Genomic DNA, 12,095 nt, shown 5'->3' on the forward strand with positions numbered 1-12,095 from the left:
ATATTTGTTGCGGGATGTTAATAACAATTACTATCATTCGCGCCGGAGTCGTATCCGCGCAGCGAGGACGCGCAACGTTTGTTGCCCTATTCCTCACTTTGACGGTTCACCGTCAGGATCGACCATGCCCACCCGTACGCCATTCGCTGTGCCGTTGCGCCCGACCTTGCTCGCCCTTTGCTGCTCCCTGAGCCTTACTGCTCACGCCGCAACCCCAGTCACCACGCAGGATGCGAACAACAGTCAGGACGACAACACACTGGAATTGGGTGCCACCACCATCAACGCCGACGCCCCCACGCCAAGCGCCCTGCCCCCGGTGTATGCCGGCGGCCAGGTAGCACGCGGCGGGCAATTGGGTGTACTGGGCAACCAGGACATCATGGACGTGCCGTTCAGCATGTCTTCCTACACCGAGAAACTGATCCGCGACCAGCAGGCCGAAACCGTCGGCGATGTGCTGCTCAATGATGCGTCCGTGCGCCAGGCCTCGGGCTATGGCAACCAGTCGCAGGCTTTTGTGATTCGTGGCCTGCCCCTCAATGGCGACGATATTTCCCTCAACGGGTTGTACGGCATCCTGCCGCGCCAGCTGATGTCCACCGACGCCCTGGAACGGGTTGAAGTGTTCAAGGGCCCCAACGCCTTTATCAACGGTGTGACCCCGGGCGGGTCAGGCATCGGTGGCGGTGTGAACCTGCAAGCCAAGCGCGCCGATGATGTGCCGTTGCGCCGCTTCAGCACCGACATCAGCAACGACGGCCGGGTCGGCGAACACCTGGACATCGGCCAGCGCTTTGGCGAAGACAACCGCTTTGGCGCACGGGTGAATATTTCCCAGCGCGAAGGCGATACCGGCACAGACCACGAAAGCCAGCGCTCCAAACTGTTTTCGGTGGGCCTGGATTATCGCGGCGACGCGCTGCGTGTGTCGGGTGACTTTGTGTACCAGAAGCAGCAAGTCAACGGCGGGCGCAACTCGGTGTTTCTCGGTAGTAACCTGACCAGCATCCCCAAAGCGCCCTCGGCCGACACCAACTACGCGCCAAGCTGGGCCACCACCAGCCTGGAAGACACCTTCGGCATGCTGCGTGGCGAGTACGACCTCAACGACAACTGGACCGCCTATGTCGCAGGCGGCGCCAAGCACACCAACGAGATTGGCCGCTATTCGTCCACCACGCTGAATGACACCGCCGGCAACGCTACGGTGACCGGCTCGCGCATCGCCCATCAGGAAGACAACACGAGCCTGATGGCCGGCCTCAACGGCAAGTTCCAGACCGGCCCGGTCAGCCACAAGTTGAACTTCGGTTTGACCGGCATCTGGACCCAGGCGCGCAACGCCTATGACTTCGACTTCACCGGGCACGCGAGCAATATCTACAACCCGGTCGAGGTGGCTGAACCGGTCAAGGGCAGCTCCACCGGCGGCGACATGAACGACCCAGGCATCACCGCCAAGACCTTCGCCCGCAGCGCGGCGGTGTCGGACACCTTCGGCTTTATGGATGACCGCTTGCTGTTCACTGCAGGCCTGCGTCGCCAGGAACTGGTGGTGCAGGGTTATGCCTACGGCACGGGTGAGCGTAACGCGAGCTACGACAAGTCGATCACCACGCCGGTGTATGGCCTGGTGTTCAAGCCGTGGGATCACGTGTCGTTTTATGCCAACCGCATCGAAGGACTGGCTTCGGGCCCGACTGCGCCGGAGACGGCGGCCAATGGCACTACACTGACCAACCATGGCCAGACCTACGCCCCTGCCCGTTCGAAGCAGACCGAGGCCGGGGTCAAGGTGGACATGGGCAGCTACGGCGCGACACTGGGGGTGTATCGCATCGAGCAACCGACCCAGGGTTACTCCCAACTGAATGCGGATAACAGCACGACCTATGTGTTCCAGGGTAATCAGGTCAACAAGGGCGTAGAACTCAATGTCTTCGGTGAGCCGTTGCCGGGCCTGCGTTTGCTGGGCGGCGCGACGGTGATCCACACCGAAGTCAGCGGCACCGCCGGCGGCGCCAACGACGGCAACCGCGCCATTGGCGTGCCGACGTTCCAACTGAACGCCGGGGTGGATTGGGATGTGCCGGGCCTGCAAGGCGTGAGCGTCAACGGGCGCATGCTGCGCACTGGCGGCCAGTATGCCGACGCGGCCAACACCTTGAGCCTGCCGACCTGGAACCGCTTCGACGTAGGCGCCCGTTATAACTTCAAGGTCGATCAGCGTGACGTGACGCTGGGCGCCACCGTGGAGAACGTCGCCAACACCCGGTACTGGGAATCGGCGCTGGGCGGTTACTTGACCCAGGGTGATCCGCGTGTGGCCAAGCTGTCGGCCACCGTGGACTTCTGATCATCCGCGGGTGGCGGCCAAGGCGGCCACCCGCTGTGGGTTACCAGTCGTAAGACATTTCCAACGATGCCGTACGCTCCTGCCCGTAGTAGCAACCAAACGCGTAGTTGCACGACGACACGTACTCGCGATCAAACAGGTTCTGTACGTTCAGGCTGGCTTCTGCGCCCTTGAGCGTGGAGCTGACGCGCCCCAGGTCGTAGCTGATGGTCGTGTCATACACCACGAACGATGGCGTCTTGAAGGTATTGCCTGAGTCGCCGTACTTCTTGCCGGTATAACGCGCACCACCGCCAACGGTCAGACCAACCAGGGCATCGCTGGCAAAGTGGTAATCAACCCAGGTGCTGGCCGACCATGGCGCCTGGGATTCGTTACGGTTGCCTTGGTTGCCATAGGTACTCTTGGTGTAGAACGAGTCCAGATAGGCCAGCGCGCCGATCACCTCGAACTGACCGATGTGCGTCTTGCCCTCGAACTCGACGCCGCGTGAGCGCACCTCACCTTCTTGCAGTTGGTATTCCGGGTACTCGATGTCACCGGTGAGCACGTTCTTTTGCTTGATCTGGTACACCGATAACGTCAACAACGAACGGTCATTGGGCTGGTATTTCACGCCGGCTTCGTACTGTTCACCTTCCACCGGCTTGAACGCCGAAGCACCGCGCTGCGGGGCCTGGCTGCCGATGCTGGGAAAGAACGATTCGGCGTAACTCACGTACGGCGCCAGGCCAAAATCGGTGAGGTAGGTCAGGCCGATCCTGCGCGTGAGCTTCTTGTCTTTCTGGCTGACGGTGCTGTTGGCCAAGAGGTCGCGGTTTTCCACTTCAGCCCAGTCTTCACGCAGGCCGACGGTGAGGATGAAGCGGTCCAACTTGATCTGATCCTGCGCGTACAAACCGGTCTGCTTGATGGTGTTGTCCCACTTGGTGGTAAGAGGGGGCTGGCCAAGGGTGTGGTAGTTGGTGGGGTTGTACAGGTCGATGACCTCCACGCCGTACAGGTTGTAGCCCTGGTACTTGCGGGTGAACTGGCGGTAATCGACACCGGTAAGCAGGGTGTGGTCCAGGGCGCCGGTGGCGAACTTGAATTGCAGGTTGTTATCGATGGTGTACGCCGAGTTGTGCTGGTTCCAGTCCAGCTTGGTACGGGTGGCGCGGGTGTCGTCGGTGCTGCCGTCGGCACGGGTGACGAAACGGTTCAGGTAGAAGCCTTTATAGCGGTCGTTGACGTCGGTATAGCGCGCAGTCTGGCGGTATTCGAGGTTGTCGTTGAAGGCGTGGGAGAAGTCATAGCCCAGCACGTATTGATCGCGGATGTAGTTGTTCCAATCCGAGTCGCCAAGGAACGTATCGCGGTCGATGTGCTTGCCCTGGGCGTTGCGGTACAGCGTGCCGATGGCGGGCAGCGCTTGGTAGTCGGCCAGGGACTTGTCGCGCTGCAACTGGGCGTAGACGGTCAGTGCGGTGTCGTCGTTCGGTGCCCAGGTTAGGCTGGGGGCAAGCAAGGTGCGGCTGTCGGTGGCGTGATCGACCATCTCGTTGCCGTTGCGCGCCAGGGCGATCAGGCGATAGCTCAGGGTCTTGGCTTCGTCGATGGGGCCACTGAAATCCAGCGCACCATTGACCCGGTCGTAGCTGCCAAGACCGAATTTGACCTGGTGCCGGGCTTCGGTGGTCGGGCGCTTGGAGACCATGTTGATCATGCCGCCGGGCTGGTTCTGCCCATAGAGCACCGATGCCGGGCCTTTGAGCACTTCGATGCGTTCCAGGGTGTAGGGGTCGATCTGCGGCGCGCCGCCCAGGCTGCCGGCGTACGGCAGGTAGGCGCCGTCGAGGTACAGCAAGGTCGGGGCGAACCCACGGCTGGCGACTTCATCGGCGATGGTGTTGCGGTCGGTGTAGCCGTTGGTGTCGACGCCCGGCGTGTAGCGCAACGCCTGGGTGAGGTTGCGAGCGCCTTGCACGGCGATCTGGTCGGCGGTGACCACGTTGACCGTCTGCGGGATTTCGAGGATCGGGGTGTCGGTCTTGGTGGCCGTGCCGCTGCGTGTGGCGACATAACCGTCCACCGGGCCCCAGGCGTTTTCGCTCACTTGCCCGGTGATGTTGGTAGGGCTGAGGTTCAGCGCACTGCCTTCGGGCAACGGGTACAGGCTCCAGGTGCCATTGTCGGTGACGATCAACCCCAGACCACTGCCTGCCAGCGCCTGCTGCGCGGCTTGCTCGGGCGTCAACTGGCCATGCACGGCCGCGGCGCGGCGCCCTTGCAACAGCGTCGGGGTAACCGACAACGTGCGCCCGCTCTCGCGGGACAGGCGACTCAAGGTCTCGCCGAGGGAAGCCGCCGGCAGGTCAAAATACTGGGTGGTGTCCTGGGCCGCGGCGGGCTGACCGATAACAGCCAGGGTAATGGCCAGCGTCAACAGGCAAGGACGGATCATCAAGGGTGCCATAAGGGGTGGATACTCGTTGTCAGGTGGGCGTTCTCTAACCCTGACTCGCGAGACGAGCGATCCCCTCACGGTGCTTGAAAATAATCGGTTAACGCACGTCGATCAGCGTCAACCAGGGGCCGTAGTGCCGGATGCGCAGCGGGAAGGTCTGTGCCAGGGATTGCAGGGTGCGCTCGGCATCGTCCAGCGGGTACACCCCGTAGACATGCATCGCGGCCGCCTGCGGGCTGATGCGCAGCACCCCCCGGCGATAGGGGCGCAAGGCATCGATCAGCATACCGAGAGGCTCGTCGCGGATGTCGATGCGCCCGTCACGCCAATCCACCCGCCCGGCCACCGACAGCGGCACAGGACGCACCACGCTCTCGCTGAACCACGCGGCCTGCCCCGCCTCCACACGTCGCTGGTTGCCGCCCACTGTGGTGACCTGCACGCTGTGCAACTGCACCGACGTAAGGCTGCCGGTCGCCTCCTGGCTGACCATGAATTGCGTACCCAGGGCCTGGACCTCGCCCTGGGCAGTGGTGATCACAAAGGGGCGGCGCGTGTCGGTGGCCACGTCTACAAACACCTGGCCTTCACGCACGTGCACAACGCGGCGTTGGTCGGTGAAACGGATATCCACCGAGCTGCGGGCGTTGAGGCTCAGGCGCGTGCCATCGGAGAGTTCGAAGGTTTGACGTTCGCCGGTGGCCGTATGCCGGTCGGCCCACACACCGCTCAGTGGCTGGATACGATCAAGCACGGCAGCACCGCTGGCACCAAACACCATCAAGGCCAGCCCACCGCGCAGCACGTTGCGGCGCGATACGGCATCCGGCGTCATCAACGCCTTGGAGGCCGCGCGCAACTGGCCGGGGCTCTGGGCCTCGATGCGCTGCAAATCGGCAATTGGCTGTTGCAATAGGCTGCCCACGCGCTGCCAGGCGGCGGCGTGCTGCGGGCTGGCGCGCAACCAGGCTTCGAAGGCTTGATGCAGGCTGGGGTCTTCGCCAGCGGCTTCCAGGCGCAGCAGCCAATCGACAGCGTCGCGGGTGGTAGCGTCGACCTTGGCGTGGGTCATGCCAGGTCTGCCGATTCGGCCAGGCAATGCAGGAACGCCCGGCGCAGGTCACGTTCGACGGTGGCGAGGGAAACGTTCAATTGCTGCGCGATCATCGGTTGGGACAAGCCTTCGAGGCGGCTGAGGATAAAGATCTGGCGCACACGCGCAGGCAAGCCATTGAGCAGGCGGTCGATGCTTTCCAAGGCTTCGCGCACCAGCGCCAGGTCTTCTTCCGAAGGGCTGTAGCGCTCCGGCAGCAGGGCCAGGCTGTCGAGGTAGCTTTGCTCCAGGCGCTTGCGTCGCCAGAAACTGAACAGCAACCGCCGCGCCACCGTGCTGAGGAACGCACGCGGCTCCTCAAGCTGGGTGAGCTGGCGCGCATCGAGCACGCGGATGAAGGTGTCCTGGGTCAGGTCGGCGGCATCCTGGGGGCACTTCAACTGGCGATACAGCCACGCGCGCAACCAACGATGGTTATCGTCATAGAGCGCGGCGAGCAAGGCCTTGGGATCAGTGGGTGTGGACACGCAAACTGCCAGACGTTAATGATAATTCATCTCATTATCTGCGTAGACCGTGACGCATTGCAATCGCTAAAACACGGGCCGATGAACTCACCACAACAGTCTTTGAATCACGCCTGGCTCAGGTAGGCTTCGATGTTGCCCATTTGCTCATCCCAGCCACGGGAATTCATCTTGAACGCTTTTTGCCGACGCGCTTCGGGCACCGTGTCAAAGCCGGACTCCACCACCCGCAGCAGAATGCCTGGGGCGCGGTCCTCAATCGTGAATTCCACCAACGTCGGGGTTTCCTGGTCGTAGTCGACGCCCCGCTCCACCGCGAAGGGGTGCCACCAGAACGAGAACAGCGTTTGCGGCAGGATGCGTTCGATCTTGGCCTTCCAAATCACATGTTCGTAACCTGGATAGGTGATCGGCGCTTCAAGGGTTTGACCCGCCGTGAAGGTATTGCCTTTGAGGGCGACGCCAAACCAGTTGCCGAATTGTTCGGCGTCGGTCAGTGCCTCCCACACCTGTTTACGTGACGCGTTGAGCAGGACTTTTCGTTCGATGCGATCCAAAACATGCATAAGTCACCTCCTCCAATGACAGTAGGCGACATCGACCAATGCGCAACCTTTCAGTCACGCATTGGCATGGCTACGGGATCTTTTACGGCCCGGAGTAGTTGATCTGTGTGGTGCACAGTGTGGCCGCGAGCGGTAGATTGTCTACCTCTCCCCCAAGGTGATTCACCATGACTCAGCCGCTACATGGAAGTTGTTTCTGCAAGGCCGTGCAGTATCAGTTGGACCGCCTGGATATGCCCATCAGCCACTGCCATTGCCAAAGCTGCCGCAAGGTCCATGCAGCAGCCTTCGTTTCAACGGCGGGCGTGATGCGCGAGCACTTTCGCTGGACCCAGGGCGATGCACTGCTATCGTCACTTGAATCTTCGCCGGGTAAATTCAGGCATTTCTGCTCGCGCTGTGGCACACATCTGATGGCCGAACGTGGGCATCAACCCCACGTGATAGTGCGAGTGGCGACGCTGGATGATGATCCAGGCGTCAGACCCACTTCGCACATCTGGACGGCCCACGCTATGCCCTGGCTGGCCTATGAAGGTGTAGAGCAATGGGACGAATGGAAGGTTTGACTTAAACCTTCGGGTCTCCTGGCGCTTTGGCCGGCGTGGCGTATTGCGGCTTAAGGTGACCTTCCTGGTCAAGCAGCCAGGCGTCCATGATCTGGCGTACCACCGGGCCTGCCACGCGGCCGCCGGCCTCGCCGTTTTCGATCATCACCGAGATCACGATTTTCGGGTGTTCGGCAGGCGCGAAGCCAACGAACAACGCGTTGTCACGATGACGCTCCAGGGTTTTGTTACGGTCATAGCGCTCGCCCTGCTTGATCGCCACCACTTGCGCGGTACCACTCTTGCCGGCGATACGGTATTGCGCACCCTGCGCGGCAGCACGGGCGATACCACGTGGGTCGTGCATCACGAGCTGCATGCCATGGTTGACTTGTTCCCAGTCACGCTGATCCTTGAGGACCACATTGGGCATCGGGTTTTCGTCCACCGGTGGCACGCCGTTGATGGTCTTGGCCAGGTGCGGGCGGTTCCACACGCCTTTGTTGGCGATCAGTGCGGTGGCCTGGGCCAGTTGCAACGGCGTGACCTGCATGTAGCCCTGGCCGATCCCGAGGATCACGGTTTCACCGGGAAACCAGGGTTGACGTCGGGTGGCACGCTTCCAGGCCTGGGAGGGCATCAGGCCGGCGGATTCTTCGAACATATCCAGCGAGACTTTTTGGCCGAGGCCGAATTCGGCCAGATAGTCGTGCAAGCGGTCGATGCCCAGCTTGTGGGCCAGGTCGTAAAAGTAGGTGTCGTTGGAGCGCATGATGGCAGCGTCCATGTCTACCCAGCCGTCGCCGCTGTGGTTCCAGTTACGGTATTTGTGATCAAAATCGGGGAGCTGGTAGTAACCGGGGTCGAACACGCGGGTTTGGGCCGTGACGACACCACTGTCGAGACCGGCGATGGCCACTTCGGGCTTGATGGTCGAGCCCGGTGCGTAGAGCCCTCTTAGGACACGGTTGAACAGCGGCCGGTCGATGGAGTCGTGCAGCGCGGCGTATTCCTTGAAGCTGATACCGGTGACGAACAGGTTCGGGTCGAAACTCGGTTTGCTGACCATGGCCAGTACTTCGCCGGTCTGCGGGTCGAGGGCCACCACCGAACCACGGCGGTCGCCCAAGGCTTCCTCTGCCGCTTCCTGAAGATGCACGTCGAGACTCAATACGATGTTTTTGCCGGGGATCGGGTCAGTGTGCTTGAGTACCCGCAGTACGCGGCCCTGGGCGTTGGTCTCGACTTCTTCATAACCGACATGGCCATGCAACTCAGACTCGTAGAAGCGTTCGATACCGGTCTTGCCGATGGACTGCGTGCCGCGGTACTCCACCGAATCGAGGGCCTTGGATTCTTTCTCGTTGATCCGCCCCACATAGCCGATGGAGTGGGCAAAGTGCGCGCCCAGGGGGTAGTGGCGGACGAATTGCGGCTCGACATCAACACCTGGCAGGCGGAACTCGTTGACGGCCAACAGCGCGATCTGTTCTTCGGTCAGCTCGTAAAACAGCGTCACGGGGACGAAGGGGTGGCGTGCCTGCTTCAACGCCTTATCGAAGACAGCGCGATCTTCGGCAGGCAGGTGCAACAGATTGACGATGGCGTCCAGCTCACCCTTGAGGTCGGTGGTGCGCTCGCGGGTGATGGTCAGGTTGTAGCTGGGGCGGTTATCGGCCAGCACTACGCCGTTGCGGTCATAGATCAGGCCGCGTGTCGGCGTAATCGGCAATACGTGGACGCGATTGTTTTCGGAAATAGTGGAGTGATAGTCGAACTGTACGACCTGCAGGAAATACATGCGCCCCACTAGCGCGCAGGTGATGCCGATCACCAACAACGCGCAGGCGAGCAGGCGCTTGTTGACCAGGCGGTTCTCTTTTTCGTGATCCTTGATGGGTATGGGTTCTGGCATTTCTACAGCATCTCGTTGAAGAAGGTCGACGCCGCGTCCTGCGGAAGAAAGGTCAATCCCTGTGAAAATGTGCTGCACCATACCAAAAATGCAGAAACACTTTGCATCGATTTCCCCAACGGCATGCTGTTTTGTCAGGCAAGCACGGATTTCGGCTCCAGGAAGGCTTCCAGGCCAAAGGTGCCGTATTCGCGGCCGATGCCGGATTGCTTAAAGCCGCCGAAGGGGGCGCGGGGTTCGTGGGCAAGGGTATTGATCAATACCCGACCGGCGTCGATATAAGCCGCCAGCGCGCGGGCCTTAGGCAGGTTGGAGGAAAGGATATAGGCCTGGAGGCCGTAGGGCGTGTCGTTGGCAATTGCCAAGGCTTCGGCCTCGTCCTTGTAGGTAATGATCGAAAGCACTGGGCCAAAGATTTCTTCACGGGCAATGGTCATTTGATTGGTGACGCGACTGAATACGGTAGGTTTGACAAACCAACCGGCTTCGATGCCATCAGGCAGCCCAGGCCCACCCACCAGAAGGTGAGCGCCCTCTTCCAGGCCGAGGTGGATGTATCGCTGAACACGCTGCCATTGCTTGAAGCTGACCATGGGGCCGACGCTGGTGTTGGGGTCTTGGGGATCGCCTGCGCGAATGTTGGCGGCGTGCTCGACGAACATCGCTTCAATTTCGGCCAAACGGTTTGCCGGGACGAGGATGCGGGTGCCGGCGATGCAGGCTTGGCCACTGTTCATGAAGCCCGCTTGAAGTGCCATGGGGATCGCTTGTTTCAAGTCGGCATCATCGAGAATCAGCACGGGCGACTTCCCACCTAATTCCAAGGTGATGCGTTTCAAGGTCTCAGCACCGGCCCGCAGGATGTGTTTACCCACGGCAGTGGAACCGGTGAATGAGATCTTGGCGATGTCGGGGTGCGTACTCAGGACGGCACCTACGGTTTCGCCACGCCCGGTGACGATGTTGAAAACTCCTGCAGGCAAGCCAGCCTGATGCAACGCCCGTGTGACGATGGCGGTTTGCAGGGCGCTCATTTCGCTGGGCTTGATCACCGCTGTGCAACCCGCTGCAAGTGCAGCGGCGAGCTTGCCGCAGATGAAGCCCGCGTTACTGTTCCAGGGCGTGATGAGCCCGGCGACGCCAAGCGGTTGCATGGTCACGTCGGCAATACCAATACGCTGGGTGAAGTCATAGTCCTGCAGCACATTCGCAGCCTCCAGCAAGACATTCGCCGCATGCTTGGCCATCCAGGCTGCACGGGAAACAGGTGCGCCGTATTCTTCGATGATGGCGGCAGTGAGTTCTGCTTCTACAGAGGCGACTGCCGCATGCATGCGCTTGAGGTAGTCGACTCGCGTGGCTTTGGAAGTGCGGGAAAACCCAGGAAAGGCCTGCTTAGCGGCTTGGATTGCGTCCAGCGCGTCCTGTTCGTCGGCCAATTTGACTTGGGCGATGACCTTGGCCGTCGCGGGGTTGTGCAGGTCGAACAACTCCATGCCATGGGGCGCGACAAATTGGCCGTTGATGTAGATCTGATTGATCTGTTGCATGGGGCCTCCGAAGGCGCTCAGGTAGTAGGCGCTACGGTAAGCCACTATGATTGGCCTGATAATCCGTACAAACCGGCATGAGCTGATGAGCGATTCAGGACAATGAATACATCTGGGCTGAATGAATTGGAAGCCGTGCTGGCAGTGGCGCGCCATCGGAGTTTTCGTGCGGCGGCGACAGAGTTGAATGTGTCGACCTCGGCACTGAGCCATTCGGTTGCAGGGCTGGAAGCGCGGATGGGCGTGCGCTTGTTCAATCGGACAACGCGCAGTGTGTCGTTGTCGGAAGTGGGCGCGGAGTTTGTCAGCACTATTACGCCGGCCCTCTCGACAATCCGTGTTGCGCTTGAGCAGGCTGGCAATCGCCAGGCGCTACCAAGCGGTACCTTGCGCCTCAATACGTCAGCAGGGGCCGCCAAACAGGTGATGCCGCTGTTGCTGGAGTACATGCGCCGCTATCCACAGATGAAGCTGGATATCGTCACTGAGGGGCGGCTAGTCGATATCGTCGCCCAGGGTTTCGATGCGGGGATTCGCTTGGGTGATAGCATCCCTCAGGACATGATCGCTGTTGATATCAGCCCGAGGCAGCGCTTTGCGGTATTGGGCAGTCCTGCTTATTTTTCCCGCCGCCCCATCCCGCTGAGTCCCTTGGACTTGAACGGTCATGAATGCATCCGCTGCCGGATGCCGAGCGGTGCTATTTATCGCTGGGAGTTCGAGCGACACGGTGAAGCCACTACCGTGGATGTGCAGGGGCCAATGACATTGGATAACCCTACCCTGATGCTTGAAGCGGCTCGGGCTGGGTTTGGGTTGGCCTATCTGACAGAGTGGAATGCGGCTGCGGATCTTGCGTCGGGAACCTTGGTGCGCGTACTAGAAGAATGGACACCATCGTTTGACAAGCTGCGCCTCTATTACCCGGGAAGGCGTCATGTGTCGGCGGGGTTGAGGGCGTTGATTGAGTTGATCAGGGAGGAAGGCTTTTAGTCGAGCTTATGACGTGAGGAGCAAGCTTAAATGTAAGCGTCTGCCGAAGTCACCTTGCATGACTCAGGCAGATACCCACTGATGCGGCAGCAGTTGGTCAATCTCACTCGCCCGCTGTGTCGGTAGCCGCGTCAGCA

9 protein-coding genes are annotated in these 12,095 nt (G+C 60.8%); 3 read left to right on the forward strand and 6 right to left on the reverse strand.

Going from position 1 to position 12,095, the window contains the following annotated elements:
- The first annotated feature begins 124 nt into the window (after positions 1-124).
- Entirely contained in the window at positions 125-2,359 is a 2,235-nt protein-coding gene (locus tag ACLD1Y_RS09650; RefSeq protein ID WP_429477599.1) for a TonB-dependent receptor, read from the forward strand.
- A gap of 40 nt (positions 2,360-2,399) precedes the next feature.
- On the opposite strand, the gene ACLD1Y_RS09655 is transcribed toward ACLD1Y_RS09650, so the two are convergent.
- The 4 genes from ACLD1Y_RS09655 to ACLD1Y_RS09670 form a co-directional block, all read right to left on the reverse strand.
- A complete protein-coding gene (locus ACLD1Y_RS09655; RefSeq protein WP_429477601.1) occupies positions 2,400-4,802 on the reverse strand; it encodes a TonB-dependent siderophore receptor in 2,403 nt (800 codons plus the stop codon).
- Between the two features lie 100 nt (positions 4,803-4,902).
- Positions 4,903-5,877: a FecR family protein gene (locus tag ACLD1Y_RS09660; protein ID WP_429477603.1), complete on the reverse strand. Its 975-nt coding sequence runs from the start codon at positions 5,875-5,877 to the stop codon at positions 4,903-4,905.
- Entirely contained in the window at positions 5,874-6,386 is a 513-nt protein-coding gene (locus ACLD1Y_RS09665; protein WP_429477605.1) for a sigma-70 family RNA polymerase sigma factor, read from the reverse strand. The genes ACLD1Y_RS09660 and ACLD1Y_RS09665 overlap by 4 nt, the downstream gene beginning before the upstream one ends.
- 107 nt (positions 6,387-6,493) lie before the next feature.
- The gene (locus ACLD1Y_RS09670; protein WP_429477607.1) at positions 6,494-6,952 is read right to left on the reverse strand and encodes an SRPBCC family protein; all 459 of its coding nucleotides are present in this window, start codon (positions 6,950-6,952) and stop codon (positions 6,494-6,496) included.
- Between the two features lie 167 nt (positions 6,953-7,119).
- Between ACLD1Y_RS09670 and ACLD1Y_RS09675 the strand changes: the two genes are divergently transcribed.
- Entirely contained in the window at positions 7,120-7,521 is a 402-nt protein-coding gene (locus tag ACLD1Y_RS09675; protein ID WP_429477609.1) for a GFA family protein, read from the forward strand.
- Between the two features lies 1 nt (position 7,522).
- Here the strand turns inward: ACLD1Y_RS09675 and mrdA are convergent, their stop codons facing one another.
- Together mrdA and ACLD1Y_RS09685 are read right to left on the reverse strand one after the other, a co-directional pair.
- The gene (gene mrdA / locus ACLD1Y_RS09680) at positions 7,523-9,415 is read right to left on the reverse strand and encodes a penicillin-binding protein 2 (protein ID WP_429477611.1); all 1,893 of its coding nucleotides are present in this window, start codon (positions 9,413-9,415) and stop codon (positions 7,523-7,525) included.
- Positions 9,416-9,549: 134 nt separating this feature from the next.
- Positions 9,550-10,965, reverse strand: a complete 1,416-nt coding sequence (locus ACLD1Y_RS09685; protein ID WP_429477613.1) for an aldehyde dehydrogenase family protein — start codon at positions 10,963-10,965, stop codon at positions 9,550-9,552.
- A 102-nt stretch (positions 10,966-11,067) separates the two neighbouring features.
- Between ACLD1Y_RS09685 and ACLD1Y_RS09690 the strand changes: the two genes are divergently transcribed.
- Positions 11,068-11,958 (forward strand): LysR substrate-binding domain-containing protein, encoded by an 891-nt coding sequence (locus ACLD1Y_RS09690; RefSeq protein ID WP_429477615.1) that lies wholly within the window; start codon positions 11,068-11,070, stop codon positions 11,956-11,958.
- Positions 11,959-12,095 lie beyond the last annotated feature (137 nt).

The organism is Pseudomonas sp. 18175, assembly GCF_050432925.1.
GTDB lineage: Bacteria > Pseudomonadota > Gammaproteobacteria > Pseudomonadales > Pseudomonadaceae > Aquipseudomonas.

Coding starts and splice junctions, on each gene's coding strand:
- ACLD1Y_RS09650 (WP_429477599.1), top strand. CDS start 125: ATGCCCACCCGTACGCCATTCGCTGTGCCGTTGCGCCCGACCTTGCTC.
- ACLD1Y_RS09655 (WP_429477601.1), bottom strand. CDS start 4,802: ATGATCCGTCCTTGCCTGTTGACGCTGGCCATTACCCTGGCTGTTATC.
- ACLD1Y_RS09660 (WP_429477603.1), bottom strand. CDS start 5,877: ATGACCCACGCCAAGGTCGACGCTACCACCCGCGACGCTGTCGATTGG.
- ACLD1Y_RS09670 (WP_429477607.1), bottom strand. CDS start 6,952: ATGCATGTTTTGGATCGCATCGAACGAAAAGTCCTGCTCAACGCGTCA.
- ACLD1Y_RS09675 (WP_429477609.1), top strand. CDS start 7,120: ATGACTCAGCCGCTACATGGAAGTTGTTTCTGCAAGGCCGTGCAGTAT.
- mrdA (WP_429477611.1), bottom strand. CDS start 9,415: ATGCCAGAACCCATACCCATCAAGGATCACGAAAAAGAGAACCGCCTG.
- ACLD1Y_RS09685 (WP_429477613.1), bottom strand. CDS start 10,965: ATGCAACAGATCAATCAGATCTACATCAACGGCCAATTTGTCGCGCCC.
- ACLD1Y_RS09690 (WP_429477615.1), top strand. CDS start 11,068: ATGAATACATCTGGGCTGAATGAATTGGAAGCCGTGCTGGCAGTGGCG.